The organism is Streptomyces prunicolor NBRC 13075 (assembly GCF_000367365.1).
Classification (GTDB): Bacteria; Actinomycetota; Actinomycetes; order Streptomycetales; family Streptomycetaceae; genus Streptomyces; species Streptomyces prunicolor.
Window position 1 is genome coordinate 38,292 of record NZ_BARF01000051.1, and the last position, 26,538, is coordinate 64,829.

The 26,538-nt window shown below is 70.4% G+C and carries 25 protein-coding genes; 13 read left to right on the forward strand and 12 right to left on the reverse strand.

Annotated features, from left to right (window positions below):
• Positions 1–2 precede the first annotated feature (2 nt).
• The 5 genes from kdpB (at position 3) to SPR02S_RS23160 (ending at position 7,630) form a co-directional block, all read left to right on the forward strand.
• Positions 3–2,096: a potassium-transporting ATPase subunit KdpB gene (gene kdpB / locus SPR02S_RS23140; protein WP_019059378.1), complete on the forward strand. Its 2,094-nt coding sequence runs from the start codon at positions 3–5 to the stop codon at positions 2,094–2,096.
• Positions 2,097–2,120: 24 nt separating this feature from the next.
• Entirely contained in the window at positions 2,121–2,789 is a 669-nt protein-coding gene (locus SPR02S_RS23145) for a potassium-transporting ATPase subunit C (RefSeq protein WP_026150805.1), read from the forward strand.
• Positions 2,790–2,889: 100 nt separating this feature from the next.
• A complete protein-coding gene (locus tag SPR02S_RS23150) occupies positions 2,890–3,573 on the forward strand; it encodes a response regulator (RefSeq protein WP_019059380.1) in 684 nt (227 codons plus the stop codon).
• A 1-nt stretch (position 3,574) separates the two neighbouring features.
• The gene (locus tag SPR02S_RS23155; RefSeq protein ID WP_019059381.1) at positions 3,575–6,121 is read left to right on the forward strand and encodes a DUF4118 domain-containing protein; all 2,547 of its coding nucleotides are present in this window, start codon (positions 3,575–3,577) and stop codon (positions 6,119–6,121) included.
• A gap of 57 nt (positions 6,122–6,178) precedes the next feature.
• Positions 6,179–7,630 (forward strand): glycoside hydrolase family 43 protein, encoded by a 1,452-nt coding sequence (locus SPR02S_RS23160; RefSeq protein ID WP_019059382.1) that lies wholly within the window; start codon positions 6,179–6,181, stop codon positions 7,628–7,630.
• Positions 7,631–7,722: 92 nt separating this feature from the next.
• Here the strand turns inward: SPR02S_RS23160 and SPR02S_RS23165 are convergent, their stop codons facing one another.
• Both SPR02S_RS23165 and SPR02S_RS23170 read right to left on the reverse strand, forming a co-directional pair.
• Positions 7,723–7,914 (reverse strand): DUF5999 family protein, encoded by a 192-nt coding sequence (locus tag SPR02S_RS23165; RefSeq protein ID WP_019059383.1) that lies wholly within the window; start codon positions 7,912–7,914, stop codon positions 7,723–7,725.
• Between the two features lie 283 nt (positions 7,915–8,197).
• Positions 8,198–8,782 (reverse strand): hypothetical protein, encoded by a 585-nt coding sequence (locus SPR02S_RS23170; RefSeq protein ID WP_019059384.1) that lies wholly within the window; start codon positions 8,780–8,782, stop codon positions 8,198–8,200.
• 543 nt (positions 8,783–9,325) lie between these two features.
• Between SPR02S_RS23170 and SPR02S_RS23175 the strand changes: the two genes are divergently transcribed.
• A complete protein-coding gene (locus tag SPR02S_RS23175) occupies positions 9,326–10,843 on the forward strand; it encodes a glutamate-cysteine ligase family protein (protein ID WP_019059385.1) in 1,518 nt (505 codons plus the stop codon).
• 52 nt (positions 10,844–10,895) lie between these two features.
• On the opposite strand, the gene SPR02S_RS23180 is transcribed toward SPR02S_RS23175, so the two are convergent.
• Positions 10,896–12,683 carry a substrate-binding and VWA domain-containing protein gene (locus SPR02S_RS23180; protein ID WP_019059386.1) on the reverse strand — a complete coding sequence of 596 codons (1,788 nt, stop codon included), beginning with the start codon at positions 12,681–12,683 and terminating at the stop codon, positions 10,896–10,898.
• A gap of 188 nt (positions 12,684–12,871) precedes the next feature.
• On the opposite strand from SPR02S_RS23180, the gene SPR02S_RS23185 reads away from it, so the two are divergent.
• Positions 12,872–13,672: a CPBP family intramembrane glutamic endopeptidase gene (locus SPR02S_RS23185; RefSeq protein ID WP_019059387.1), complete on the forward strand. Its 801-nt coding sequence runs from the start codon at positions 12,872–12,874 to the stop codon at positions 13,670–13,672.
• Between the two features lie 52 nt (positions 13,673–13,724).
• On the opposite strand, the gene SPR02S_RS23190 is transcribed toward SPR02S_RS23185, so the two are convergent.
• The 3 genes from SPR02S_RS23190 to SPR02S_RS23200 form a co-directional block, all read right to left on the reverse strand.
• Positions 13,725–14,534, reverse strand: coding sequence for a PhzF family phenazine biosynthesis protein (locus SPR02S_RS23190; RefSeq protein WP_019059388.1), 810 nt, complete (start codon positions 14,532–14,534; stop codon positions 13,725–13,727).
• Between the two features lie 71 nt (positions 14,535–14,605).
• Positions 14,606–15,274: a class I SAM-dependent methyltransferase gene (locus tag SPR02S_RS23195; protein WP_019059389.1), complete on the reverse strand. Its 669-nt coding sequence runs from the start codon at positions 15,272–15,274 to the stop codon at positions 14,606–14,608.
• A 37-nt stretch (positions 15,275–15,311) separates the two neighbouring features.
• Positions 15,312–16,193, reverse strand: coding sequence for a helix-turn-helix transcriptional regulator (locus tag SPR02S_RS23200; protein WP_019059390.1), 882 nt, complete (start codon positions 16,191–16,193; stop codon positions 15,312–15,314).
• A gap of 218 nt (positions 16,194–16,411) precedes the next feature.
• On the opposite strand from SPR02S_RS23200, the gene SPR02S_RS23205 reads away from it, so the two are divergent.
• From SPR02S_RS23205 to SPR02S_RS60390, 3 genes are all read left to right on the forward strand, one after another.
• Complete coding sequence (locus tag SPR02S_RS23205; RefSeq protein WP_019059391.1) at positions 16,412–17,389, forward strand: aldo/keto reductase; 978 nt, start codon at positions 16,412–16,414, stop codon at positions 17,387–17,389.
• Positions 17,390–17,431: 42 nt separating this feature from the next.
• The gene (locus SPR02S_RS23210; RefSeq protein ID WP_019059392.1) at positions 17,432–18,460 is read left to right on the forward strand and encodes a zinc-binding dehydrogenase; all 1,029 of its coding nucleotides are present in this window, start codon (positions 17,432–17,434) and stop codon (positions 18,458–18,460) included.
• Between the two features lie 126 nt (positions 18,461–18,586).
• Positions 18,587–19,234, forward strand: coding sequence for a PadR family transcriptional regulator (locus SPR02S_RS60390; RefSeq protein ID WP_078622977.1), 648 nt, complete (start codon positions 18,587–18,589; stop codon positions 19,232–19,234).
• Between the two features lie 108 nt (positions 19,235–19,342).
• Here SPR02S_RS60390 and SPR02S_RS23220 read toward each other — a convergent pair whose 3' ends face one another.
• On the reverse strand, positions 19,343–19,771 hold the full coding sequence (locus SPR02S_RS23220) for a type II toxin-antitoxin system Rv0910 family toxin (RefSeq protein ID WP_019059394.1): 429 nt from the start codon (positions 19,769–19,771) through the stop codon (positions 19,343–19,345).
• A gap of 114 nt (positions 19,772–19,885) precedes the next feature.
• Positions 19,886–20,053, reverse strand: a complete 168-nt coding sequence (locus SPR02S_RS64005; RefSeq protein ID WP_019059395.1) for a hypothetical protein — start codon at positions 20,051–20,053, stop codon at positions 19,886–19,888.
• A gap of 219 nt (positions 20,054–20,272) precedes the next feature.
• On the opposite strand from SPR02S_RS64005, the gene SPR02S_RS23230 reads away from it, so the two are divergent.
• Together SPR02S_RS23230 and SPR02S_RS23235 are read left to right on the forward strand one after the other, a co-directional pair.
• The gene (locus SPR02S_RS23230) at positions 20,273–20,824 is read left to right on the forward strand and encodes a Clp protease N-terminal domain-containing protein (RefSeq protein WP_019059396.1); all 552 of its coding nucleotides are present in this window, start codon (positions 20,273–20,275) and stop codon (positions 20,822–20,824) included.
• Positions 20,825–20,885: 61 nt separating this feature from the next.
• Positions 20,886–21,896 (forward strand): EamA family transporter, encoded by a 1,011-nt coding sequence (locus SPR02S_RS23235; protein WP_026150806.1) that lies wholly within the window; start codon positions 20,886–20,888, stop codon positions 21,894–21,896.
• Between the two features lie 144 nt (positions 21,897–22,040).
• Here SPR02S_RS23235 and SPR02S_RS23240 read toward each other — a convergent pair whose 3' ends face one another.
• The 4 genes from SPR02S_RS23240 to SPR02S_RS23255 form a co-directional block, all read right to left on the reverse strand.
• Positions 22,041–22,964, reverse strand: coding sequence for an RNA polymerase sigma-70 factor (locus SPR02S_RS23240; protein WP_019059398.1), 924 nt, complete (start codon positions 22,962–22,964; stop codon positions 22,041–22,043).
• A 35-nt stretch (positions 22,965–22,999) separates the two neighbouring features.
• Positions 23,000–23,476 (reverse strand): carboxymuconolactone decarboxylase family protein, encoded by a 477-nt coding sequence (locus tag SPR02S_RS23245; RefSeq protein ID WP_019059399.1) that lies wholly within the window; start codon positions 23,474–23,476, stop codon positions 23,000–23,002.
• A 314-nt stretch (positions 23,477–23,790) separates the two neighbouring features.
• The gene (locus SPR02S_RS23250) at positions 23,791–24,426 is read right to left on the reverse strand and encodes an FMN-binding negative transcriptional regulator (protein ID WP_019059400.1); all 636 of its coding nucleotides are present in this window, start codon (positions 24,424–24,426) and stop codon (positions 23,791–23,793) included.
• Positions 24,426–25,112, reverse strand: a complete 687-nt coding sequence (locus SPR02S_RS23255; protein WP_019059401.1) for a pyridoxamine 5'-phosphate oxidase family protein — start codon at positions 25,110–25,112, stop codon at positions 24,426–24,428. The genes SPR02S_RS23250 and SPR02S_RS23255 overlap by 1 nt, the downstream gene beginning before the upstream one ends.
• Before the next feature lie 94 nt (positions 25,113–25,206).
• On the opposite strand from SPR02S_RS23255, the gene SPR02S_RS23260 reads away from it, so the two are divergent.
• Entirely contained in the window at positions 25,207–26,538 is a 1,332-nt protein-coding gene (locus SPR02S_RS23260; protein WP_026150807.1) for an aminotransferase class I/II-fold pyridoxal phosphate-dependent enzyme, read from the forward strand.

A 26,538-nucleotide genomic window follows, 5' to 3' on the forward strand; every position in this document is an offset into this window, starting at 1 on the left:
CGATGTCCACTGCCACTCCGACCCGGGCGCCGCACAGCGATGTGCCGACCGGTCACAAGGACGAGGGACGGGTCGGTGCGGGACTGTTCGACCCGAAGCAGCTGATCAAGTCCCTGCCCGACGCGTGCCGCAAGCTCGACCCGCGGGTGATGGTCAAGTCGCCCGTGATGTTCGTGGTGTGGATCGGGTCCGTGCTGACCACGATCTTCTCCTTCAAGGACCCGGGCGACTGGTTCGGCTGGGCGATCAGCGCCTGGCTGTGGCTGACCGTCATCTTCGCCAACCTGGCGGAGGCCGTCGCCGAGGGCCGCGGCAAGGCGCAGGCCGACACCCTGCGCAAGGCCAAGACCGACACGGTGGCCCGGCGCCTCAACGGCACCGTCGAGGAGCAGGTGCCCGGCACCGAGCTGCGTATCGGCGACCTCGTGGTCTGCGAGGCCGGCGACATCATCCCCGGCGACGGTGACGTCGTAGAGGGCGTCGCGTCCGTCGACGAGTCCGCCATCACCGGCGAGTCCGCGCCCGTCATCCGCGAGTCCGGCGGCGACCGCTCGGCCGTCACCGGTGGTACGAAGGTCCTCTCCGACCGCATCGTCATCAAGATCACGACGAAGCCCGGCGAGACCTTCATCGACCGGATGATCGCCCTGGTCGAAGGCGCCGCCCGGCAGAAGACGCCCAACGAGATCGCCCTGAACATCCTGTTGGCGTCCCTCACCATCGTCTTCCTGCTGGCCTGCGCCACGCTCCCGCCGTTCGCCGACTACGCGGGCACCCACCTCACGATGATCGTGCTGGTGGCCCTGTTGGTCTGCCTCATCCCGACCACGATCGGCGCGCTGCTCTCCGCGATCGGCATCGCGGGCATGGACCGCCTCGTCCAGCGCAACGTACTGGCCATGTCCGGCAGGGCAGTTGAGGCCGCGGGTGACGTCTCGACCCTTCTCCTCGACAAGACCGGCACCATCACCCTCGGCAACCGCCAGGCCTCCGAGTTCGTGCCCGTCCCCGGCACCACCGAGGCCGAACTCGCCGACGCCGCCCAGCTCTCCTCGCTGGCCGACGAGACGCCCGAGGGTCGTTCCATCGTCGTCCTGGCGAAGGAGAAGTACGGCCTGCGGGAGCGCCACCAGGGCGAGTTGGCGCACGCCGAGTGGATCGCCTTCACCGCGCAGACCCGTATGTCGGGTGTGGACGTCGACGGGCGCAAGATCCGCAAGGGCGCGGCCGGTTCGGTCGTCACCTGGGTCCGGGAGCGGGGCGGCCAGGTGTCCGAGGACGCCGGCGCGCTCACCGACCGGATCTCCGCGGCCGGCGGTACCCCGCTGCTCGTGGCGGTCGAAGACACCGAAGGCGCACGGGTGTTGGGCGTCATCCACCTCAAGGACGTCGTCAAGGCGGGCATGCGCGAACGGTTCGACGAGCTGCGCCGCATGGGCATCAAGACCGTCATGATCACCGGCGACAACCCGCTGACCGCCAAGGCGATCGCCGAGGAGGCGGGCGTCGACGACTTCCTCGCGGAGGCGACTCCCGAGGACAAGATGGCGCTCATCAAGCGGGAGCAGGCCGGCGGCAAGCTGGTCGCGATGACCGGTGACGGCACGAACGACGCGCCCGCGCTGGCCCAGGCGGACGTCGGCGTCGCGATGAACACCGGTACGTCGGCCGCGAAGGAGGCCGGCAACATGGTCGACCTCGACTCGAACCCGACCAAGCTCATCGAGATCGTCGAGATCGGCAAGCAACTCCTCATCACCCGGGGCGCGTTGACGACGTTCTCCATCGCCAACGACGTCGCGAAGTACTTCGCGATCATCCCGGCGCTGTTCGCGGCCGTCTACCCGGGCCTGGACAAGCTCAACATCATGCACCTGGCCTCGCCCGACTCCGCGATCCTCTCCGCGGTCATCTTCAACGCGCTGGTCATCATCGCGCTGGTCCCGCTCTCCCTGCGGGGCGTGCAGTACCGGCCGGTCAGCGCCGACAAGATGCTCCGCCGCAACCTCGGGATCTACGGCATCGGCGGCCTGATCGCCCCCTTCGTCGGCATCAAGATCATCGACCTCCTCATCTCCCTCATCCCCGGGCTGTAACTTCTTGAAAGCGTGCTGAAGGCCATGAACAACTCCGTTACGAACACAGCCCGGTTGCTCTGGGCGGGCCTGCGAGCGCTCCTCGTGTTGACTCTGGTCACAGGCGTGATCTACCCGTTGGCCGTCACAGGTGTGGCCCAGGCGCTGTTCAACAACAAGGCGAACGGTTCGGAGATCAAGTCGGACGGCAAGGTCGTCGGCTCGTCCCTCATCGGGCAGTCGTACAACCTGCCGTTGAAGAAGGGCCAGGAGACCCCGGACCCGGACCTGAAGTGGTTCCAGGGCCGACCGGCCAACGGGCTGGGTGTGAACTCGATCAACACCCAGTACAAGCTGATCCTGTCCGGCGCCACCAATCTCTCCGCCGACAGCAAGGTCCTCGTCCAGCAGGTGAAGGACGCCAAGGCAGCCGTCATCAAGGACAACTCGGTGCCCGGCTACACGGTCAAGGCGTCCCAGGTGCCCGCCGACGCGGTCACCTCCTCCGGCTCCGGCCTCGACCCGGACATCTCCCCGGCGTACGCGGACCTCCAGGTCCACCGCATCGCCGAGAAGAACGGCGTGTCCGTCGCCCAGGTGCAGAAGCTGGTCGACGAGCACACCGACGGCCGCACCCTCGGCTTCATCGGCGAGCCGACGGTGAACGTGCTGGAGCTCAACATCGCGCTCAAGTCCCTTGTGACGAAGAGCTGATGGCGTTACGCGACCGGCAGGGGAGTCGGCGGCCCGGGAGAGATCCCGGCGCCGCCGACTCCCGCCGCCATGCCAGGGACCACACGAAAGGCACACCCCCATGACACGGGTGCTGGTGGTGGAGGACGACCCGCAGCTCGTACGGGCCCTCGTGATCAACATGCAGGCCCGGCAGTACGGCGTCGACGCGGCCCCCGACGGCGCAACCGCGCTCCGGCTCGCGGCCATGCGGCAGCCGGACGTCGTGATGCTCGACCTCGGACTGCCCGACATGGACGGCGTCGACGTCATCAAGGCGCTGCGCGGCTGGACCCGGGTCCCGATCCTGGTGCTGTCGGCCCGGCAGGCCTCGGACGAGAAGGTCGCCGCCCTCGACGCGGGCGCCGACGACTACATCACCAAGCCGTTCAGCATGGACGAACTCCTCGCCCGGCTACGGGCCGCGGTCCGCCGCGTCGAGGACGTGCCGCTCGCTCCGACGACCACCCTGGTCACCACCGACGACTTCACCATCGACCTGCTCGCCAAGCGCGCCACCCGCGGCGGCCACGACATCCGCCTCACCCCCACCGAGTGGCATCTGCTGGAGATCCTCATCACCAACCCGGGCCGCCTCGTAACGCAGAAGTACCTGTTGCAGGAGGTGTGGGGGGTGTCCCAGAGCAACAAGACCAACTATCTCCGGGTCTACATGGCCCAGTTGCGCCGGAAGTTGGAGGGGGACCCGTCGAGCCCCCGCTATCTGATCACCGAGCCCGGCATGGGCTACCGCTTCGAAGGATGACATGGGACGCGGCAAGCTCCGGATCTACCTCGGCGCGGCACCGGGCGTCGGCAAGACGTACGCGATGCTGTCCGAGGCACACCGCCGAATCGAGCGCGGCACGGACTGCGTGGTCGCCTTCGTGGAACACCACAACAGGCCGCGCACCGAGGTGATGCTGCACGGCCTGGAGGAGATCCCGCGCCGCGAACTCGCCTACCGGGACACCCAGTTCACCGAGATGGACGTCGACGCGGTCCTCGCCCGCCACCCCGAAGTCGCCCTCGTCGACGAACTGCCGCACACCAACATCCCCGGCTCCCGCAACGCCAAGCGCTGGCAGGACATCGAGGAGTTGCTCGCGGCCGGCATCGACGTGATCTCGACCGTCAACATCCAACACCTGGAATCCCTGGGCGACATCGTCGAGTCCATCACCGGAGTTCGGCAACAGGAGACCGTCCCGGACGAGGTCGTCCGCCGCGCCGACCAGATCGAACTCGTCGACATGTCACCGCCCGCGCTACGGCGCCGGATGGCCCACGGCAACATCTACAAGCCGGACAAGGTCGACGCGGCCCTCTCCAACTACTTCCGCCCCGGAAACCTCACCGCCCTACGGGAGTTGGCGCTCCTCTGGCTCGCCGACCGGGTCGACGCCTACCTCCAGGAGTACCGCAGCGAGCACCGCGTCTCGGCGATCTGGGGCTCGCGCGAGCGGATCGTCGTAGGTCTCACCGGCGGTCCGGAAGGACGCACGCTCATCCGCCGTGCCGCGCGCCTCGCCGAAAAGGGCGCGGGCGGTGAGGTGTTGGCGGTCTACATCTCCCGCAGCGACGGCCTGACCTCCGCCTCCCCGAAGGAACTCGCCCAACAGCGCACCCTCGTCGAGGACTTGGGCGGCACCTTCCACCAAGTCGTGGGCGAGAACATCCCGGTGGCCCTGCTGGACTTCGCGCGCGGAGTGAACGCCACCCAGATCGTCCTCGGTGTCTCCCGCCGCAAGGGCTGGCAGTACGTCTTCGGGCCCGGCGTCGGCTCGACGGTCGCCCGGGACTCGGGCCCCGACCTCGACGTCCACCTCATCACCCACGACGAGGCGGGCAAGGGGCGCGGACTGCCCGTGAACCGGGGCACGCGGCTCGGGCGCGCCCGCATCGTCTGGGGCTGGCTGGCCGGAATCGGCGGACCGCTGCTGCTGACCTGGCTGTTGAGCGGTGTCGCCCCCGAAGTCGGCCTGGCCAACGACATGTTGCTGTACCTGTCCCTCACCGTGGCGGCGGCCCTGCTCGGCGGACTCTTCCCCGCACTGGCCTCGGCGGCGGTCGGATCGCTGCTCCTGAACTGGTACTTCACCCCGCCCGTGCACACCTTCACCATCGCCGACCCCAAGAACATCGTCGCCATCGCGATCTTCGTGGCCGTAGCGGTATCGGTCGCATCGGTGGTGGACCTGGCGGCAAGGCGCACGCACCAGGCGGCCCGGCTGCGCGCCGAGTCGGAGATCCTCTCCTTCCTCGCGGGCAACGTACTGCGCGGCGAGACCAGCCTGGAGGCGCTCCTGGAACGGGTCCGGGAGACCTTCGGCATGGAGTCCGCCGCCCTCCTGGAACGCGCGAGCGACGTCGAACCCTGGACCTGCGCGGGCAGCGTGGGCCCCCGCCCCTGCCAGCACCCGGAGGACGCGGACGTCGACGTACCGGTCGGCGACCACATGGCTCTCGCCCTCTCCGGCCGGGTCCTGCCCGCCGAGGACCGCCGCGTCCTCGCCGCCTTCGCGGCACAAGCTGCCGTAGTCCTGGACCGCCGCCGCCTCCGCGAAGAGGCCGACCAGGCAAGGGCGTTGGCCGAGGGCAACCGCATCCGCACGGCGCTCCTGGCCGCCGTGAGCCATGACCTGCGGACCCCGCTCGCAGGCATCAAGGCAGCCGTCTCCTCACTCCGTTCCGAGGACGTGGCCTGGTCGGACGAGGACCAGGCGGAGTTGCTGGCCGGCATCGAGGACGGCGCCGACCGGCTCGACAACCTCGTCGGGAACCTCCTCGACATGTCGCGCCTCCAGACCGGCACGGTCACCCCGATCATCCGCGAGGTGGACCTCGACGAGGTCGTCCCGATAGCGCTCGGCGGGGTCCCCGAGGACAGCGTCGAACTCGACATCCCCGAGACCCTGCCGATGGTGGCCGTCGACCCCGGGCTCCTGGAACGCGCCGTGGCCAACCTGGTCGAGAACGCCGTCAAGTACAGCCCGGACACAACTCCCGTACTGGTAAAGGCAAGTGCCATCGCCGACCGCGTCGAGATCAGGGTGGTCGACCGCGGCCCCGGCGTCCCCGACGAGGCCAAGAACCGCATCTTCGAACCCTTCCAGCGCTACGGCGACGCCCCGCGCGGCGCCGGAGTAGGCCTCGGCCTCGCGGTCGCGCGCGGCTTCACCGAGGCCCTCGGCGGCACCCTCAGCGCCGAGGACACACCGGGCGGCGGCCTCACGATGGTGCTCAGCCTCCAACTCGCCCCCGCCCCGGACCTTGTCCCCGCCGAAGGTTCCACCTACAGTCCCGCTCCGTAACGTTCGCCAATCGGCCCGAAACTTTCGAACACGGGCCGGACGGAAGGGCTGAGGTACATGCGGACCTACGACAACCCGGTCATCGGCGGTTTCCACCCCGACCCCAGCGTGTGCCGGGTCGGCGAGGACTACTACCTCGTGTGCTCCAGCTTCGAGTACTTCCCCGGGGTCCCGCTCTTCCACAGCCGGGACCTGGTGCACTGGCGCCAGATCGGCAACGTCCTTGACCGGCCGGGCCAGTTGGACCTGCCGGACGACACCCCCGCCTCCGGCGGCATCTACGCCCCGACCCTCCGCCACCACGACGGCCGCTTCTACTTGATCACCACCGACGTGCGCGGCAAGGGCACCTTCCTCGTCACCGCCGACCGCCCCGAGGGCCCCTCGTCGGACCCGGTACTCGTCGACGTCCCCGGCATCGATCCCGACCTGGCCTGGGACGAGGACGGCAACTGCTGGTGTGCCGTCGCCGGGGTGACGGTGGCCCGCATCGACCCGGCGACCGGCAAGGTCCTGGAGGGCCCGCTCCCGATCTGGTCCGGCACCGGCCTCCAGCACCCGGAGGCCCCGCACCTCTACCGCGTCGGCGACTGGTGGTACCTGATGATTGCCGAGGGCGGCACCGCGCACGGCCACAGCGTCTCGATCGCCCGCGCCCGCTCCCCGCGCGGCCCTTACGAACCGGCCCCCACCAACCCGATCCTCTCCCACCGCAGCACCGACCTCCCCATCCAGAGCACCGGCCACGCCGACCTGGTCACCGCCCCCGACGGCACCTGGTGGATGGTGCTGCTCGGCACCCGGCCCCGGGGCTGGTTCCCCGGCTTCCATGTGCTCGGCCGCGAGACGTTCCTGACCCCGGTGGAATGGGTGGACGGCTGGCCGAGGGTGGGCCCGGTGCAGGAACAGCACCAGGCACCGTCGACCTGGCACCCCTTCCAACTCCCGCCGGTACGCGACGACTTCGACGCCCCGACCCTCGCCTTCTCCTGGATCTCCCCGCGCAGCAGGCCGGACGACAGCTGGTCACTGACCCGCCGCCCGGGCTGGCTGACCCTGGACGCGCGGTTCGGCCCCGCCTTCTTCGGACGCCGACAGCAGCACCTCGACTGCCGGGCGGCGGTCCGGATCGACCCAGGCTCCGGCCGCGCCGGTCTCTCCGTCCGCATGGACGAGGCGCATCACTACGACATCGAGGTCGCCGGGGGAGTGGTGAGCGTGGTCCTGCGGATCGGTCCCGTACGGGAGCGGATCGCCGAGCGCGCGGTGGAGCCGGGGCCGCTCACCCTGGCCGTCGACATCAGCACCGCCGACGTCGGCACGCGCGGCCCCGACACCCTCACGTTCTCCGTGGAGGCTCCCGAAGGCGCCGTAGAACTGGCCGAGTTGGACGGCCGCTATCTGTCCACTCAAGTGGCAGGGGGATTCACCGGACGGGTGATCGGAATGTACGTCACTGAGGGGGAAGCGGCCTTCGACTGGTTCGACTACCAGGAGGCACTCCGATAGCGGGTGACTACGCGGGGTGACCAACCCCGGAAATGCGTCGGGGCCGGTGCGCACCTCGTGTGTGCGGCCGGCCCCTCATGTCCCTGAAATGCTCAAGCGGCTGTCACCACTTGGCGGTGCGGCGCGATGATCTGCCCGTCGGGCAGGAGCTCACCGGTGTCCTCGAACAGGAGAACGCCGTTGCACAGCAGGCTCCAGCCCTGTTCCGGGTGGTGTGCCGTGAGGCGGGCGGATTCCCGGTCGGCGGATTCGGCCGTGGGACACGGTGGCTGGTGCTTGCACATTGGTGGGATCTCTCGCTCTGTTGTGGTCATGTCCGTCCCCCGTGGTGTTGAGTCGGTCCGAACCCAGTGTTGCCCCATGGACGGCAATCCGCAGGGATTTAGCAGCACCGCTTCTCACAGGTTAGTGACGCTTCACCCGCGCGGACGGTTCATCCCAATTCCCGGCTCGTACGAGCTTTTTGCTGCTCGTACGAGCATTACGAGCGTAAGAGGGCCGGAAACGCGATCGTACCCCGCCACCGGGAATTCGATGACGGGGTACGAGGGTGACGGCGGGGGAAAATCAGGCGGGTGAACCGAGCAGCGGCGCGGGAGTCACCCGATGGGTGAGCACCGGCAGCAACTCGGCGACCCGGTGCGGACGGTGGGCCGCGATGCCGGGCGGCGCCGGGGCCAGCGGGACCAGCAGATCGGATGCGGCGGGGTGGCCGTCGGCGCCGTCCGCGGTGAGGTCGCCGTGCAGCCAGAGCGTGAGCATGTAGAGGCCGGGCACGGACAGGAGGCGCGGCTGGTAGGCGCCCTTCATGTTCTCGGCCTGGCGCAGCGCCCGCTCGGTGGAGGCGATGTACGGGCCCTCGAAGAAGTGCGAGAACGCCCAGCCGTCCGGGGTCAGCATCGTCTCGGCCGCGGCGACCGCGCGGTCCCCACAGCGGATCAGGAAACGCCATCCGGCCAGCCGGGTCACGGCCGTCCCGTCTGCCGACACTCGGTCCAGCACATGCAGGGGCAGCGGGAGTTCGGGTGTTGCCGGTCCCTGGGCCGCGCGCAGGGACGGAGTGCGGGCCTCGCGGACTGCGGTGGGGGAACCGAGTGCCGTGAGAACGGAGCGCAGGGCGGGCGCGGGAGCCGGGGGGACATGCAGCGGCATGGTGGGTCGCCTCTCATTCGACAGGCACTGTTGGCGCGAGGGCGGGGCGGGGGCGGACGGCGCTGTCAGCTCTCGGGGTCAGGGAGGCCGGGGCCGGGTTCCGTGCACATGGGTACGGCCTGCCGCACGTCACCTCGACGGCAGGTTCCAGGACCGGGGCGCCAACCTTCTGCCTTGTTCGCGGAGTTTATACGACACGTGTTCAGACGATGTTTCGTCTAACCGTTTCCCGTATGAACAACAAGGGGCTATTCGGCCAGGGATTCGCGGGAATCATCCCGGTTCACGGCCGGTCCTACAGCGATGACCTGTGGATATGGCACCGATGCGGTCGGCCAATTGTCGTCGGCGTTTTTCACGAGGTCTTCATTGAGGGCGGAACTGCGGGCGGAACTGCATGTGCCGCATGCCTCGTGAATGTGCCGCGGGTCACGTTCGACCAGAGTAGCGGGCGCCGGGCCGCCGCGGGGACGTTATCGATCGCCAGGTCTGGGCATCATCCTTCCTGACCCGGGGACGAGTGGGACGAGGAGGTGACGCACCGTGGGGGAGAAGATCGTGGCGGGGCCGTTCGAGCTCGCCGACCGCCAGCGCTACCGCGCCAAGCTGCGGCGCTGCCTGACAGTGCTGGAGCGGCTGCTGGCCGAGAAGCGGTTCGACCGCCCCAGGAACCTCATGGGGCTGGAGATCGAACTCAACCTCGTCGGCTCCGACGGCATGCCGAGAATGCTGAATGGAGAGGTTCTGGAACGTATCGCGAGCCGCGATTTCCAAACAGAACTCGCCATGTTCAATCTGGAAGTCAACATTGCCCCACACCGATTGGAGGGCCGGGTATTCGATCGGCTCGCCGAGGAGATCCGTACGTCACTGGCATATGCCCATCGGAAAGCGGGCGAGGTCGACGCCGGAATACTGATGATCGGCATTCTGCCGACGCTCGACCGGGACGACCTGGTCTCCTCGAACCTCTCCGCGGTCGACCGGTACACCCTGCTCAACGACCAGATCGTGGCCGCCCGCGGCGAGGATTTCGTCCTCGACATCGACGGCGTCGAGCACCTCACCTGTACTTCGGGCTCCATCGTGCCCGAAGCCGCCTGCACCTCCGTGCAGTTGCACCTCCAGGTCACCCCGGACCGCTTCGCGGACGTGTGGAACGCGGCCCAGGCCGTCGCCGCCGTCCAGGTCGCCGTGGGCGCCAACTCGCCCTTCCTGTTCGGCCGCGAGCTGTGGCACGAGTCCCGGCCCCCGCTGTTCCAGCAGGCCACCGACACCCGCCCGCCCGAACTCCAGGCCCAGGGCGTCCGCCCCCGCACCTGGTTCGGCGAGCGCTGGGTCACGTCGGCGTACGACCTCTTTGAGGAGAACCTGCGCTTCTTCCCGCCCCTGCTCCCGATCCACGACGACGAGGAACCCCTCGAAGTCCTCGACGCGGGCGGCATCCCCACCCTTGCCGAACTCGTCCTGCACAACGGCACGGTGTACCGCTGGAACCGCCCGGTCTACGGCATCGCCGACGGCGTCCCGCACCTGCGCGTCGAGAACCGCGTCCTGCCCGCCGGCCCCACCGTCACCGACGTCATCGCCAACACCGCGTTCTACTACGGCGTCGTCCGCGCCCTCGCCGAGGAGTCGCGGCCGGTGTGGACCCGGCTGCCCTTCGAGGCCGCAGCCGCCAACTTCGACACCGCGTGCCGCCACGGCATCGACGCCCGCCTGCTCTGGCCCCGGCGCGGACGCCTCGGCGGCGTCACCGAGATCGACGCGGTGGCCCTCGTACGCGATGAACTGTTGCCGCTCGCGGAGGCCGGGCTGGACGCGTGGGGGGTCGAACCGGCCGACCGGGACCTGTACTTGGGCGTGATCGACGAACGCTGCCGGCGCCGGGCCAACGGCGCGACCTGGCAGTCCGCCACGTTCCACCGGGCCCTGGAGCAGGGCCTCGCCCGGGATGCCGCGCTGGCCGCGACGACCCGCCGCTACAGCGAGTTGATGCACCTCGGGGAGCCGGTCCACACCTGGCCGGTGGGGCTGCCGGAGCCGGTGCCGCTGGGGTGAACGGTCTTTGTTTCAGGCCGAGTTGGCCAACGTGGGGTGAACTGCGGCTGTTTCAGCCCGCGTTGGCCGACGCACCAGACGCGCCCGCCGCCACGATGGCCTGGAGGATCACCGACTGGATCTGGGCCGGGTCGGTCACCTCGTGGCCCGAGCCGCCGGTCGCCTCGGCGATCTGCCGGGCCTCCTCCTTGTCGGCCTGCGGCCCCACCCCGATCATGATGAGCGGCACCGGCCGCTCAGGGCTGGCGAGTTGCCGCAACTGCTTGATGAGCGTGGAGCGGGAGATGCTGCCCGGGTCCTGGTTGACGCCGTCGGTCAGGATGACCAGCGCGTTGAACTTCCCCTTCGCATAAGAGGACGTGGCCGCCTTGTACGCGGCGAGCGTCGTGTCGTAGAGCCCTGTCGCGCCGTTCGGCACCGGCTTCAGCGAGCCGAACGCCGCCGACAGGGCGTCCCGTTGGGTGCCGTCGCCCTTCTGGTCGCCGAGCCGCTCGGTCGGTACGAGCACGCGGTAGTCCTTGTCGCCGTCGAGCTTCGTCGAGAACTCCCACAGCCCGATCTCGTCCTCGGGCGTGAACGTGGCCAGCGCCTGCAGCAGCGAGGCCTTCGTGACGTCCATGCGCGACTGTCCGGTCCCCGGCACCGTCTCCGCCATCGAGGCGGACGCGTCCACGACCGTGGTGATCCGCGCGCTCTGCACCGTGATCGTCCAGGTGCCCAGGGCCTCTTGGAGCGCCGCGTCGGAGGCGGGATCGGGCGCGGCCACGGCGTACGGCTGCGGACTGACGCCACCCGCCTTGGCGACCACGGCCTTTGGTGCGGCGTCGTCGTCCGTCCGGAAGCCGTACTTCTCCATGAGCTTCCGTTGCGCGGGCTGGCTCAGATAGGTATTGAATCGGATCGCGGCCCGACTCTGGTCCGTGGTCAGCCGCTCCTGGTCGACCAGGTTGTACGGGTAGTCGAGCCGAGGGGAGCCGTCCTTCGGGTAGAAGAGATCCAGGCTCCCGCCGCTGTCCGCCGACGCGTTGTACGCGAACGCCGACTGCTCGCTGAGGACCAGCGCCTGGTTGCGCTTCGGGTTGCCCTGCTCGGTGCCGGACGAGTTGCGCGGCAGGGTGTCCAGGACCTGGCTGTCGGTGTCCGAGGTCCGCTGCGACAGCGTCTTCATCATCGCCGCCGCCTGCGTGGCCCCGCCCTTGACCTTCGCGGCGGCCGTACTCAGCTGCGTGAGCGCCAGCAGTCCCGTAGCGCTGCGCGCCGGGTCCGCCGCGCCCAGCCGCAGCGAGTCGTCCGTGAGGGTGGCACCGGCCAGGTCCAGCCAGCTGTACGTCTTCTTCGGCCACCCCAGCGACTTCGCGGCGGCCGGGACCATCGCCACCCCGACCGGCGTGGAGGCCACGTTCCCCGCGGGAGTCACCTCCGTCGCGTCGGCGTCGGCGGCCGACGTGACCTCGTTCACCCACAGCTCCGAATCGGGCACCCATACCTGTACGTCCGGGTGCTTGCCCGCCTTGAGGGTGTCCGCGAACTTGTACGACTCCTGGGCGGTCACCGAGATGTTCAGACACTGCCCGTCGGACGTGACGCCCTCGTCGCGCGCCTGCCCGGCCGCCGCGCGCAGCGCGGGAGCCATGTCGGGGGAGGCGGCGAGTTTCAGCCGTACCGCGTCCTTCTTGCAGGAGGAACCGAAGGAGAGCAACCCGCTCTGCACCGCCACCGCGGTACCGCCCGCGACGGTCAGCACGAGCACCGTGGCGATGGCCACCGTACGGCGGCGCGCGCGAGGGCGGGGGTCGCTGCCGCCCGCCCCGTACTGATCGGGCAAGCTGTGACGTCCCATGACGGTGGTGCCCCTCCCTGTTGAACCACGTGCCGGTGTGCGGCCGTATGGCAGACATTGGGGGAGGTACGACCCCGAACCGCGTCCGTCCCCCCAACGGCCTGTCGCGCACGATCTTCGTAAGTTCTTTCGAGACCCTAGCGGGGCGAAGATGGGCATGAGGCGGGATTTCCGAACTGAAGGCAGGTGTGCAGGTGGAGGCAGGGCAGGTGGCCGAAACTTTTCCGCTGGAGCGGCCCACGCGGCGGATTCTCCGGTCCGAGGCGCTGCTCGTTCTGGGGCTTTCGCTCGGTGCGAGTGGAGTGTCCGCCCTGATCAGCTTTGTCGGATCGGTCACGAAACCGGGGGGTCTCAAGGACCAGGCGGCCACCCTCAACGCCTCGGCCGCGCCGGGCCGTCCCTGGCTGGATCTCGCCTGGCAGCTGTTCGGTATCGCCTCGGCGCTCGTGCCCGTCGCCCTCGTCGCGCACTTCCTCCTGAGGGAGGGTGAGAGCCTGCGCACGATCGGCTTCGACCGCACCCGGCCCTGGCCCGACCTGGGCCGCGGGGCGGCGATCGCGGCGGTCATCGGCAGCACCGGGATCGCCTTCTACCTGTCCGCCCGCGGTCTCGGCTTCAACCTCACGGTGGTGCCGGAGGCGCTGCCCGACGTGTGGTGGAAGTACCCGGTGCTGATCCTCTCCGCGATGCAGAACGCGATCCTCGAAGAGGTCATCGTCGTCGGCTATCTGCTGCGCAGGCTCGGCCAGTTGGGCTGGACACCGGGCACCGCGCTGGTGGCCAGTTCCGTACTGCGTGGTAGCTACCACCTCTACCAGGGCATCGGCGGCTTCGTCGGCAACATGGTGATGGGCGTGGTGTTCGTGTACCTGTACCGGCGTTGGGGTCGCGTGGGTCCCCTGGTGGTGGCGCATTCCCTGCTCGACATCGGGGCGTTCGTCGGCTATGCGCTGCTGGCGGGGAAGGTGGGCTGGCTGCCGACGGCGTAAGTCGTAGGCAGGGCAGGCGTCTTGAGGACCGACGGGGCAGGTCCCTTGAGGCTCAGGCGAGCAGCTCGCCGTCGATGACCGTGACCGCGCGACCGGTCAACAGGGTCCGGTCGCCCCGGAGTTCGGTACGGACGAGCCCCGAGCGGGCCGAGGCCTGCAATCCGGTGAGGACGGTGCTCCCGAGACGCTCGGACCAGTAGGGAGCCAGCGCCGTGTGCGCGCTCCCGGTGACCGGGTCCTCGTCGATCCCGACGTTGGGGAAGAAACAGCGGGAGACGAAGTCGTAGCCCCGGGTGGGGTCTTCGGCCCGGGCGGTGGCGATGATGCCGCGCTCGGAGTGGACGGCGAGGGCTTTGAGGTCCGGGGCGAGTCCTACGACGGTCTTCTCGTCGGCGAGTTCGACGACGAGGTCGTTGATGTTCGGGCCGGTGTCGAACGCGGTCAGCGGTTCGGCGCCCAAGGCCTCGGCGAGACCGTCCGGGAGTTCGACGGGGGTGAGCGGGGCGGTCGGGAAGTCGAGGGTGATCGACCCGTCCTCGGCCGGCGTGGCGACGAGCACACCGCTCCGCGTGGCGAACCGCACGGTCCCTTCGTGGGCGCCGGTCGTGTGCAGGACGTGGGCCGTGGCGAGGGTCGCGTGCCCGCACATCGCGACCTCGGTCGTCGGCGTGAACCACCGCAACGCCCAGTCGGCGTCCCCGCCTTCGGGCAGCCGGTGCGCGAACGCGGTCTCGGCGTGATTCACCTCCATCGCTACCTTCTGAAGCCTGTCGTCGGCCGGGAAGGCGTCGAGGAGCAGCACGCCGGCCGGGTTACCGGCGAAGGGACGGTCGGTGAAGGCGTCGACGATTCGAATCCGCATGCCTCGACGCTAGAGGCTGAGTGGAGCCGCAGACCAAGGCCAATTCGGGGGCAGTGGACTGATTCGGTGGTTCAGTGGCGGGGGCGATCCGGTTTCCGGGCCAGGAAGACGGCGTGGGTCCGCTTCGCACCCTCGGCCGGCTCCAGCACCAGGCGCGCGGTGAGCGTGAGTCCGGCCCGGGTGAGCAACTCGGCGATCCGGTCCGGTGGGAGCAGGTGGGACTCGTAGGAGACGAGGTGGCCGCCGTACCCATGTGCCGGGCGCACCAGTTGTTCGTCTCCGACGTGGCCGGCCAGCATCAGATGGCCGCCGGGGGCGAGTGTGCGGTGGAACTCCCCGAAGATGACGGGCAGTTGGTCGGGCGGTGTGTGGTGCGTGGAGTAGTAGGCGAGGATGCCGCCGAGTTCCTCGTCCCCGATCGGTGGTGCGGTCATCGAGCCCACGGTGAAGGTCAGGTCCGGGTGGGCGCGGCGGGCCAGTTCGATCATCCTCGGAGAGAGGTCGATGCCGAAGACGGGCGCCCCCAACTCCGCCAGATATCCGGTGACTTTGCCCGGCCCGCACCCCAGGTCCGCCACCGGACCGAGGCCCGCCGCCCGTACGGTCTCGGCGAACGCGGCCAGCATCGCGCGGGACAGCGGGTCCAACTCCGCCGGGTTCTTGACGAGTTGGACGTAGTCGGCGGCGACGGTGTCGTACGACTCCCGGATCGCGGCGAGGTAGGAGGGCTCGGTGGTCACGCGGGCGACTTTAGAACAGGGTGTCCCCTCGCCCAGGTCACCGCGTCGAAGGGGACGGGACTCCGGCGGTCATGTCGAGCAGGAGCAGGGCGTCGTGGTCGGGGCTGCCGGGTTCCGCGGTGTAGACGCCGATGCGCTGGCCGGGGGTGCCTTCGATGTGCAGGGACTGCGAGGTGAGGGTGAGGGTGCCGACCTGGGGGTGGTGGAACGTCTTCTGGACGGGCTTGCGTCCGGTCACCTCGTAGCGCTCCCACAGCCCGGCGAAGTCGGGGCTTTTCAGCAGCAGTTCGCCGACGAGGTTGGTGAGGTCGGGTGCGTCCGGGGCGGTGCCGGCGATGGCGCGCAGGCGGGCGACGCAGCCGGTGATCTGCCGGTCCCAGTTGTCGGCGAACAGGTCACGGGCCGCGGGGTGCAGGAAGAGATAGCGGGCGAGGTTGCGGTGCTTGGCCGGCCACTCCTCCAGGCCCGCGTACAGGGCCAGACCGCCGGGGTTCCAGGCCAGCACGTCCGTGCTGCGGCTGATGACCAACGCCGGGTTCGGGCGCAGGGATTCGAGCAGCAGCTTGAGGTGGGGGCGCACGGTGCGGCTGGGCGCGGGCGGCGGTTCGGGGGCGTAGCGGGCGGCGCGGGCGGCGAGCTCGCGCAGGTGTTGGTGCTCCTGGTCGTCCATGTGCAGGGCGCGGGCGAGCGCGTCGAGGACAGCGGGGCTGGGGCGGGTCTCCTTGCCGCGTTCGAGCCGTACGTAGTAGTCGATGCTGATGCCGGAGAGGGTGGCCAGCTCCTCGCGGCGCAGGCCGGGGGTGCGGCGGAGGCCGGCGCCGACGGTGAGGCCGACGTGTGCGGGGCTGGTCTGGGTGCGGCGGGCGCGCAGATAGCGGCCCAGCTCGGCGCCTTCGCTGTGCGCGCTCTCGGATGCCATGACTCCAGTCTCACCCGCACCCGCTCCGGTGCGCAGGTGGGAGGGGGGTCCTGTCATTACCCCCGAAGATCCCGCCCTGCCACGGGGGCCCCATCCGGGCGAAGCTGAAGGGGCAAGACACCGACGTCCCGGATCCCGCCGGGGGCGCGGCAGGCACGAGCTGCCGAGCGGTGCGGGAGCGAAGGCACCGGGCGGCGCCACAACGCGGAGAGGACGACATGCGTTACATCAAACTGCGTGACCTGGAGGTTTCCCGGATCGGCCTGGGCGCGATGGGAATGTCCCACGCCTACTCCGGCTCCGGCACCGACGACGCCGAGTCGATCAGGACCGTGCACCGCGCGCTGGAGCTGGGCGTCACGCTCATCGACACCGCCGAGATCTACGGCCCGTACACCAACGAGGAGTTGATCGGTCGGGCGCTGAAGGGGCGCCGGGACCAAGTGGTGCTCGCCACCAAGTTCGGCATGGTCTCCCACGGCGGAGAAGGCACCTGGAACGTGGATTCCAGCCCGGCGAACATCCGTACCGCCGTCGAAGGCTCCCTGAAGCGGCTGGGCACCGATCACATCGACCTGTACTACCAGCACCGGGTCGACCCGAACACGCCGATCGAGGAGACCGCCGGAGCGGTCGGCGAGCTGATCGCCGAGGGCAAGGTGCGCGCCTTCGGTCTCTCGGAGGCCGGCCCGGACACGATCCGGCGCGCGCACGCCGTCCAGCCGGTCACCGCGGTGCAGTCCGAGTACTCCCTGTGGACCCGCGGCCTGGAGGAGCGCGTCCTGCCCGTGCTGCGGGAACTGAACATCGGCCTGGTGCCGTTCTCCCCGCTCGGCCGCGGCTTCCTCACGGGCACGGTGCGCTCCCTCGACCAGTTCGACAAGGACGACTTCCGGCGCGACAACCCGCGCTTCACGGGCGAGAACTTCCGGCGCAACCTGGCGCTCGCCGACGAGGTCAAGACCCTGGCCGACGAGGTCGGCGCCACGCCCGCGCAGGTCGCCCTGGCCTGGCTGCTCGCCCAGGGCGACGACATCGCCCCGATCCCCGGCACCAAGCGCGTCACCCGGGTCGAGGAGAACACCGCCGCCGACGCCGTCACCCTGACCGCCGACCAGCTCGACCGGCTCAGCAGCCTGCCGCCCGCCGCCGGTGACACCCACACCGAGGCCCAGGCACGCCTGCTCGAACGCTGACCTTGCGCCCCCCGCATCCCCCCGTTTGGAGTAGTGCCTCTCATGCGTGCAGCCGTGATGTACGGAGCCGGAGACGTCCGGGTCGAGGACCGGCCCGACCCGAAGATCGTGAAGCCCGCCGACGCCGTGGTCCGTGTCGTCGCCGCGTGCGTGTGCGGCAGCGACCTGTGGCCCTACCAGTCGATGCCCGTCACCGACACCGGCCGCCCCATGGGACACGAGTTCCTCGGCGTCGTGGAGGAGACCGGCGCCGAAGTGACCGGGCTGAAGACGGGCGACCTGGTCCTCGCACCGTTCACCTACAGCGACAACACCTGCGACTACTGCGCCAAGGGCCTGCACATCTCGTGCCGCAACGGCGGACGCTACGGCTTCGACGGCGTGGACGGCGGGCAGGGCGAGGCCGTCCGCGTCCCGTACGCGGACGGCACGCTGGTGAAGCTGCCGGTGGCCGCCGACTCCGCGCTGCTGCCCTCGCTGCTGACGCTGTCGGACGTGATGACCACCGGCCACCACGGCGCCGTCACCGCGGGCGTCGGCCGCGGCGACACGGTGCTGGTCGTCGGCGACGGCGCGGTCGGCCTGTGCGCGGTGATCGCCGCGAAGCGGCTCGGGGCCGAACGGATCGTGCTCGCCGGCCGCCACGAAGCCCGGACCGAACTGGGCCGCGACTTCGGCGCCACCGACGTGGTCGCCGAGCGCGGCGAGGAAGGCCTGGCCCGCATCCGCGAGCTGACCGGTGGCGTGGAGAAGGTCATCGAGGCCGTCGGTACTCGCCAGGCACTCGACACCGCCCTCGGCGCGGTCCTGGACGGCGGCACCATCAGCCGCCTTGGCGCCCCCCAGTACGAACTGGGGCCGCTCGGCCGGGCCGAGTTCATGCGCAACATCACTCTGACCGGCGGGGCGAGCCCCGCACGCGCCTACATCGAGCAGCTGCTGCCGGAGGTCCTCGACGGCACGATCACCCCCGGCCGCGTCTTCGACCGGACCTTCGCCCTGGACCGGGCACCGGACGCGTACCGGGCCATGGCCGACCGCCAGGTCCTCAAAGCCCTCATCGCGCCCTGATCTCACGTCCACGCAGGGGCATCGCGGCGTACGACAGGGCACTCGGCGAGAGGGGTTGCCATCCGAACGCTCCCGATATATCGTTGACCCATCGCGACAGATCAACGATGGAGTGGAGTGATTGCGATGCGTACCCACGGATTCGAGCGTGGACATGGACAGGACGGCCCCTTCCGGCGCGGCCGGGGTGGCCCTGACGGGCGGCGTGGGGCTTTCGGGCCCTTCGGTCCCGGTGGGCCGGGTGGCCCTGGTGGGCCCGGCGGCCCCGGGTTCGGACCGGGCTTCGGTCCCGGGCCCTGGGGTGGACGAGGGCGTGGCGGCCCGAGGGGTGGCAGGGCGCGGCGCGGTGACGTACGCGCGTCGATCCTGGCCCTCCTCAAGGACCGGTCGATGCACGGCTACGAGATGATCCAGGAGATCGCCGAGCGCAGCGGCGGCGCGTGGAAGCCGAGCCCCGGCTCGGTCTACCCCACCCTGCAGCTGCTGGAGGACGAGGGCCTGATCGTCAGTGAGTCGGAGGGCGGCAAGAAGCTCTTCGCGCTCACCGAGGCCGGCCGTACCGCGGCCGAAGAGGGCCCGGACGCACCCTGGGAAGAGGCTTCCCGCGGTGTCGACTGGGAGGCCCTCACCGAGATCCGCCAGGCGGGCTTCGGTCTGATGGAGGCCTTCGGCCAGGTCTGGAAGACCGGCAGCAAGGAGCAGCGCGAGAAGGCGCTGACCGTCATCAACGACGCCCGCAAGAAGCTGTACCTGATTCTGGCCGACGAGGACTGATGTCCTCGGCGCGGTCGGAAGAGACAGCGGGCCAAGGCGCCCCACGGGACTTCCGTGGGGCGCCTTCCCTGTGCGCGTTCCCGTTCCTGCGCTGCCCCGTCGCCTTCCTCAGGCCACCAGCCCGGCCAGTTTGCGCAGCGACTCGTTCAGGGCGGCCGTACCCGAGTCCTTCAGTTTGCCCGCCATCAACGACACCGCCGCACCCGTGAACTCGCCGTCGATCCGGACCGTCGTGGCCTCGCCGTCGGGTGTGAGCGTGTAGCGCGTGGCGACGTTCACGGCCATCGGGCCCTTGCCGCGGATGGCCAGCACGCGGGCCGGCTCCAACTCCTCGATGGTCCACTCGACTTCGGCCGGGAAACCCATCAGCTTCATGTTCTCCTGGAAGGTCCCGCCCACCGCGAGGACTTCCGGACCGCCCTTGGGGAAGTTGGTGTGCGTCGCGTTCCACTCGCCGTACGCGGACCAGTCCGTGAGTTGTGCCCACACCTTCTCGGCCGGGGCCTCGATGCGTGCCTCCGCGCTGATTTCGGCCATGCGACCACCTCTTCGTATCGGGCTACGGTGTCGCGGAACGTAGCCCCGGGGCGCGCAACATTCAATACTGATGAACCGTCAGAAATTGTGTACGTGACCCCACTTGCACGGTGTTCAGCTCACCCGTCGTATCACCGCCGCGTCGAACAGGTCCCACGCGCGCGGGTGGGCGCTTTCGTCGTGGCAGTGCCACGCGTCCCAGAACAGGTCGGCGAGCAGTGCGTCCTCCGGGGCGTCCACCCGGTACACGTACTGCCTGCCGTCGACCGCCGGCAGAGCCACCAGCCAGCACCTGCTCTCCACGTTCGCAAAAGACGTACGCCGGGTGCAGCGCGGTTGCGTACGGGGCGCGCGGCGGGCAGGTGCGCGCCTCTCGGGGTCAAGGGGTGTGATCTCATCCGTAAGGAGGAGATTCCGTCGGCCCGGGTCCACTCTGTGTGGGACGCCGAAATGCAACCCTCCGGGGATGCCCTCGATGCGGGGGACTGATGGGGTAAGAGTGTGCAACCCCGTATCCCCAGCCAGTCGACCCGCGAGCAGGGAATCCACCGCGCGGACAACGATGCCAGGCTCAACGCAGAGCTGGCAGCGGTGGTCGCCGGTGCGCGCCGCCGGGCCCTGCGGGACGGGGACCGGCAGATCGACACGGCCCACCTGCTGCACAGCCTCCTTGAGTCGGACCCCGAGGCACGCGCCGTCTTCGGCGACGGCCCGCAGATCGCCCGCCTCCTCGGCTACCTCGTCCAGCGCAGCATCGGCTACGGCCTCCGCTGGCAGGGCACGGTCGAGGACTCCGGCGCGATCCCAGTGATCCCCGCGGCGGAAGGCTGGTCGCCCCTGGCCGCCGGTGCCCTGGAATACGCCTGCGAGCGCGCCGAACTCCGCGGCGACGACCTGGCGTGCGGCATCGACCTCCTCGCCGCGATCGTCGCGGACCCCGAGTCCCGCGCGGTCGAGGTTCTCCTCCGCGCGGGCATCGAGTACCCCGACGTACTGATCTGGATCGAGGGCCGCTTAGGGGAGTACGTCAGGGGCGCCGAGACGGGCTGCTGAGGGTCCACGCTCTGAGACAGGTGTCAACAGGGGTGACGCTCCTGTCATCCCCTGTCATCATGTGCCCGTGCATACGTCTGAGAGCAGTGCGGCCGGAGGTGGCGGTGGCAAGGGTGTCGGGCTGGGCCTGGCACTCGGGTCCGCGTTGGCCTTCGGGGGATCCGGGGTCGCGGCGAAGCCGTTGATCGAGGCGGGGCTCGACCCGCTGCACGTGGTGTGGCTGCGGGTGGCCGGCGCGGCCCTCGTGATGCTGCCCCTCGCCGTACGGCACCGCGCGCTCGTACGGAGTCGCCCCGCGCTGCTCCTCGGGTTCGGGCTACTCGCCGTGGCCGGTGTCCAGGCCTGCTACTTCGCCGCGATCTCCCGCATACCCGTCGGGGTCGCCCTGCTCGTGGAGTACCTCGCACCCGCCCTCGTGCTCGGCTGGGTGCGGTTCGTGCAGCGGCGGCCGGTCACCCGGGCCGCCGCGCTCGGTGTGGTCCTCGCGGCCGGCGGACTCGTCTGTGTCGTCGAGGTGTGGACGGGCCTGAGCTTCGACGCCGTGGGACTGCTGCTCGCGCTCGCCGCCGCCTGCTGCCAGGTCGGCTACTTCGTCCTGTCCGACCAGGGCAGCGACGCCGGCGAAGCGTCCCCCGACCCGCTCGGCGTGATCGCGTACGGCCTGCTCGTCGGCGCCCTCGTCCTCACCGCCGTGGCCCGCCCCTGGACCATGGACTGGTCGATCCTCGCGGGCGACGCCCACATGAACGGCAGCCCGGTCCCGGCCGCCCTCCTGCTCGCCTGGATCGTCCTGATCGCCACGGTCCTGGCGTACGTCACCGGAGTCGTCTCCGTCCGCCGCCTCTCCCCGCAGGTCGCGGGCGTCGTGGCCTGCCTCGAAGCGGTCATCGCGACGGTCCTGGCCTGGGTCCTGCTCGGCGAACACCTCTCCGCCCCGCAGATCGCCGGGGGAGCGGTGGTTTTGCTGGGCGCCTTCATCGCCCAGTCCTCCACACCCACGAAGGCCTCCGGCGAACCGGTGGCCGGCGGCGGCCCGGAACGCGAGCCGGCCGCCCGGGAGACGAGCGCCTGAGCGTCGTACGACGGGCCGTCCCGCCGCCCCACCGCCCGCGATCCCGCCGTCCACCACCTGCCGTCCCGGTGCCCGCTGCTGCCGCCCCGGCGCGACGGCCCACCGCCCGCGGGCCCGCCGCCACCGGCCCGCCGTCCCCCTCCGTCAGCTCGGTCGGCGGCGTGCCTGCCGTAGTTCGCGGTCGACGGCCCAGGCGTCGGCGACCGGGCCGAGGTGGCCGAGCTTGTCGGGGTTGATCACCGCGCGGATGGTCTGGATGCGACCGTCGAGCACGTCGAGGGCCAGGGTGTGGAGCACCTTCCCGTCGCGGTCGCGGAAGAGCGCGCCGGGCTGGCCGTTGACCTCGTGCGGTTCGCAGGACACATCGATGCGGATCAGCCACGGGAAGACCGTGCCCAGCACCCGGGCCACGTTCTCCGCCCCGGCGATGGCCTTGGCCAGTTGCGGAGCCTTACCGCCACCGTCACCGACGAACTGCACGTCGGCGGCGAGCAGTTCACGCAGTCCGCCCACGTCGCCGTCCTTCAACGCGTCGAAGAACCGGGTCGCCAGCTCCTCCCGTTCCCGCCGGTCCGCGGTGAACCGGGGCCGCCCCTCCGCCATGTGCCGCCGCGCCCGTACCAGCAACTGCCGACACGCCGCCTCCGAACGACCGACGGTCGTGGCGATCTCCTCGAAGCCGAAGGCGAACACCTCCCGCAGCACGAACACCGTCCGCTCCAGCGGGCTGAGTTGCTCCAGCAGCAGAAGGGCCGCCATCGACACCGAGTCGGCCAACTCCACCGACCGCGCCGGATCCTGGTACGGGTCACTGAGCAGCGGCTCGGGGAACCAGGGTCCGACGTACTCCTCCCGCCGTACCCGAGCGGAACGCAGCACATCGATCGCGATCCGGGTCACCGTGGCCGACAGGAAGGCCTTGGTCGACGTGGGCCGGGTGGCCGTGGCGTCGAACCGCAGCCAGGTCTCCTGGACCGCGTCCTCGGCCTCGGCCACACTGCCCAGAATCCGATAGGCGATCGAGAACAGCAGTGGCCGCAGCTCCTCGAACTCCTCGACCTTGCTCACGCCGATTCCCCTTCCCCTGCCAGTAGTTGTCCCGCTCAGCCGAACATCCCGGGCGCATAGTCGCCCGCGCACGGCTGCCTCGTGATGATGTTCAGCCGGTTCACCGAGTTCATGAAGGAGACCAGGATGACCAGCGTGGTGAGCTGCTCGTCGTCGTAGTGCTTGGCGGCGTTCGCCCACACCTCGTCGCTCACCCCGCCGGCCGCGTCCGCGACCCGGGTCCCTTCCTCGGCCAGCTCCAGCGCGGCCCGCTCCGCCTCCGTGAAGACCGTGGCCTCCCGCCAGGCCGCGACCAGGTTCAGCCGCACCGAGGTCTCGCCCGCCGCCCCGGCCTCCTTGGTGTGCATGTCGATGCAGATGGCGCAGCCGTTGATCTGGCTCACGCGCAGCGCCACCAGCTCCTGCGTCAGGGCCGGCAGTGCCGACCCCTTGAGCGTCCTGCCCACCGCCATGAACTGCTTGGCGGCCTTGCCGGCGATCGGGCTGGAGAGGTAGTTCAGTCGTGCGTCCATGGTGTGCCCTCCTGGGCTGTGGTCGTCAGTGGCTGCACCCCCGAGACGAGACAGCCCGGCCCCCTGTGACATCGACGAAAGTGACCTGCGTCTCCCACCCGCTGGCCCTTAGGCCGACCGCCGTGCACGCGAACGCACTCGCCCTTCCGCTGCCGTTCGCCCCGGCCGAGGGGTTGGTACCGCACACCGTCCAGCCGGGCCGGGCCCTGTGGCTCCTCGGGTACATCGCCATGGTCCCCACAGCCCCCGCCTACGCGCTCAACTTCGCGGCGGCGACCGACGAAGAAGCCCTGGTGCAGAGGGAGTTCCGCTCCTCAGCCCGCGCGCCGCCGCCGTACCAGATGCTCCCGAGCCACCCCGTCCCGAGGACCGCCCCGCTCCACGAGCCGCTCCGCGATACGGTCCTGGATCTCGGACGACCGCTTGCCCGCGTACTTGAACTTCGCCCGTACGCCGGTCACTTCGAGCCGTACCACCCGGATACCGGACAACAGCCGTCCGTACGGCGCCTCGCCCGCGGTGACCTTCGAGGAGCCGCCCTCGGGCTGGAAGTGGCCGACCTGGCGGTTGAGCAGGGTCGCCTTCTCGGCGGGGTCGTCCACCAGGTGGGCGGTGCACCGGAGTTGGACCGCCGCGTAGAAGCTGGTCGGTACGCCGTGCTCGGCCGGGCCGTCCGGTTCCGCCTGCCAGGGGCCGGGGACGTAGACGTAGTCGTCGACGACGCTCAGGACCACCTGCGGGGCTGCCGCCAGCGCGGGCAACAGGGGGTTGGGGCGGGCGAGATGAGTGATCGCCTCGCCGAGCTGCGGGTCGTAGGCGAAGTGGAGGGGCTGGACGAACGGGGGTTCGCCGGACGGGCCGTTGACCGCCAGTTGGCCGAAGTCGTGGGCGGCGAGCCAGTGTTGCCACTCGGTGTCGTCCTGGGGTGCGTCCCAAGGGTGGATGAGCATTACAACGCGGCCAGGTAGGAGGGGAGTTCGGTGCCGGGGGCCAGGTCGTCGTTCGGGAGCGGGGCTCCGTAGGCGGCCCGGAGCGGGACCACGCCGGACCAGTGCGGGAGGTCCAGGTCCTCGGGCTCGTCGTTCGCGCCGCCGGTGCGGAGCTTGGCGGAGACCTGGTCGAGGTCGAGGCGGATCACCATGGTGGCGGCGAGTTCCTTCTTGTTGGCGGGCCGCGAGTCCGCCGACCGGCCGGGCACGACGTGGTCGACCAGCGCGTCCAGCGCTGTCCGCTTCTCCTCGGGGTCCGTCACCTGGTGGGCGATGCCGTGCACCACCACGGAGCGGTAGTTGATCGAGTGGTGGAACGCGGAACGGGCCAGCACCAGGCCGTCGACGTGCGTGACCGTCAGGCACACCGGCAGCCCCGGGTCGGCCTGCCCGGTCATCCGCAGCGGGCGCGCACCCGTCGAACCGTGCACGTACAGCCGCTCGCCGACCCGTCCGTACAGCGTCGGCAGCACCACCGGCGCGCCGTCGCGCACGAAGCCGAGGTGGCAGACGTAGGCCGCGTCGAGTATCGCGTGGACGAGGTCCTTGTCGTACGACGCCCGGTCCGCCGAGCGGGTGGGGACGGTCCGGTCGGTCGGCGTGTAGGCGGCGGGCGGTGACGTCGGCTGCGCGGTGGTCCCCTGCATGGTGCTCTCCAATGGTCTGCTTGCGGTCCGGGGTGGTCCGGAATGTGGTGGCGTCGGGTTGTCATTCGCATTGCACTAGTGCATAGTGTGCTTTGTGCTAGGAGGATATCGGATCGAGGGGCGACGCGCAGCAGACATTGCGGCGGACGTCGAGCGCGCGGTGGGTTCGGGGGAGCTGGAGCCGGGTCAACTGCTGCCGCCCATGCGGGAGTTGGCGGTCGAGCTGGGGGTGAACCCGAACACGGTCGCTGCCGCGTACCGCACGCTGCGGGAGCGCGGGGTCATCGAGACCGCCGGGCGCCGCGGCAGCAGGGTGCGGCCCAAACCGGCCACGACCGGGCGCGAGCACATCCGGGTGGACGTGCCGGCGGGGGTGCGTGACGTCTCCCACGGCAACCCGGATCCGGCACAACTGCCCTCCCTGGCAAGAGCGTTCACCTATGCCGCCGAACAGTCCGACCGGGAACCCGTCATGTACGGCGACGCCCCGGTCGAACCGGAGCTGGCGCGCATCGCCCGGGCCGAACTGGACGCGGACGGGGTGCCCGCCGGCCCGGTGGCCGTCACCTCCGGCTCCCTGGACGCCATCGAACGCGTCCTGGCCGCCCATCTGAAGCCCGGGGACACCGTCGCCGTGGAAGACCCGGGGTGGGGCAGCCTGCTCGACCTCGTACCGGCGCTCGGGCTGCGCGTGACCCCTGTCGGTGTCGACGACGAGGGGCCGCTCCCCGACGATGTGCGCGCCGCGCTGGAGTCCGGCGCGCGGGCGTTGATCGTCACCGACCGCGCGCAGAACCCGACCGGGGCCGTGATGAGCGCCACGCGCGCGCGTGCGTTGCGTTCCGTGCTCCGCCGCCACCCGGAGACCCTGCTGATCGAGGACGACCACGGCCACGGCATCGTCGACCAGCCCCTGCACCCCCTGGCCGGAACCACCCACACCTGGGCCCTCGTCCGCTCGGTCGCCAAGGCCTACGGCCCCGATCTGCGCCTCGCCGTGCTCACCGGCGACGCCGTCACCCTCGACCGCGTCCGTGGCCGCCAACGGCTGGGCCCGGGCTGGGCCAGCCGCATCACCCAGCGGGCCGTGGCCCGGCTGTGGGCCGACGGCGCCGTCGACACCCCGGCGGTGGCGGCGGCGTACGGCGCCCGCCGGGACGCGCTGATCGCCGCGCTCGCCGAACGCGGGATCGCGGCCCACGGCACCAGCGGCCTGAACGTGTGGATCCCGGTACCGGACGAGACCGGCGCGGTCGCCCGTCTCCTCCACGCCGGTTGGGCCGTGGCCCCCGGCGCCCGCTTCCGCCTGGGCGCACCGCCCGGCATCCGCGTCACCGTCTCGACGCTGACCGCCGACGAGTCCGGACCGCTGGCGGAGGCGATCGCATCGGCCAGCGGCCCGGCACCGGTTCGCGGTTACGTCTGA

Excerpts from the sequence above, each read along its gene's own strand:
- kdpB (WP_019059378.1), top strand. The coding sequence starts at position 3 with ATGTCCACTGCCACTCCGACCCGGGCGCCGCACAGCGATGTGCCGACC.
- SPR02S_RS23145 (WP_026150805.1), top strand. The coding sequence starts at position 2,121 with ATGAACAACTCCGTTACGAACACAGCCCGGTTGCTCTGGGCGGGCCTG.
- SPR02S_RS23150 (WP_019059380.1), top strand. The coding sequence starts at position 2,890 with ATGACACGGGTGCTGGTGGTGGAGGACGACCCGCAGCTCGTACGGGCC.
- SPR02S_RS23155 (WP_019059381.1), top strand. The coding sequence starts at position 3,575 with ATGGGACGCGGCAAGCTCCGGATCTACCTCGGCGCGGCACCGGGCGTC.
- SPR02S_RS23160 (WP_019059382.1), top strand. The coding sequence starts at position 6,179 with ATGCGGACCTACGACAACCCGGTCATCGGCGGTTTCCACCCCGACCCC.
- SPR02S_RS23165 (WP_019059383.1), bottom strand. The coding sequence starts at position 7,914 with ATGTGCAAGCACCAGCCACCGTGTCCCACGGCCGAATCCGCCGACCGG.
- SPR02S_RS23170 (WP_019059384.1), bottom strand. The coding sequence starts at position 8,782 with ATGCCGCTGCATGTCCCCCCGGCTCCCGCGCCCGCCCTGCGCTCCGTT.
- SPR02S_RS23180 (WP_019059386.1), bottom strand. The coding sequence starts at position 12,683 with ATGGGACGTCACAGCTTGCCCGATCAGTACGGGGCGGGCGGCAGCGAC.
- SPR02S_RS23190 (WP_019059388.1), bottom strand. The coding sequence starts at position 14,534 with ATGCGGATTCGAATCGTCGACGCCTTCACCGACCGTCCCTTCGCCGGT.
- SPR02S_RS23200 (WP_019059390.1), bottom strand. The coding sequence starts at position 16,193 with ATGGCATCCGAGAGCGCGCACAGCGAAGGCGCCGAGCTGGGCCGCTAT.
- SPR02S_RS23205 (WP_019059391.1), top strand. The coding sequence starts at position 16,412 with ATGCGTTACATCAAACTGCGTGACCTGGAGGTTTCCCGGATCGGCCTG.
- SPR02S_RS23210 (WP_019059392.1), top strand. The coding sequence starts at position 17,432 with ATGCGTGCAGCCGTGATGTACGGAGCCGGAGACGTCCGGGTCGAGGAC.
- SPR02S_RS60390 (WP_078622977.1), top strand. The coding sequence starts at position 18,587 with ATGCGTACCCACGGATTCGAGCGTGGACATGGACAGGACGGCCCCTTC.
- SPR02S_RS23220 (WP_019059394.1), bottom strand. The coding sequence starts at position 19,771 with ATGGCCGAAATCAGCGCGGAGGCACGCATCGAGGCCCCGGCCGAGAAG.
- SPR02S_RS23245 (WP_019059399.1), bottom strand. The coding sequence starts at position 23,476 with ATGGACGCACGACTGAACTACCTCTCCAGCCCGATCGCCGGCAAGGCC.
- SPR02S_RS23250 (WP_019059400.1), bottom strand. The coding sequence starts at position 24,426 with ATGCTCATCCACCCTTGGGACGCACCCCAGGACGACACCGAGTGGCAA.
- SPR02S_RS23255 (WP_019059401.1), bottom strand. The coding sequence starts at position 25,112 with ATGCAGGGGACCACCGCGCAGCCGACGTCACCGCCCGCCGCCTACACG.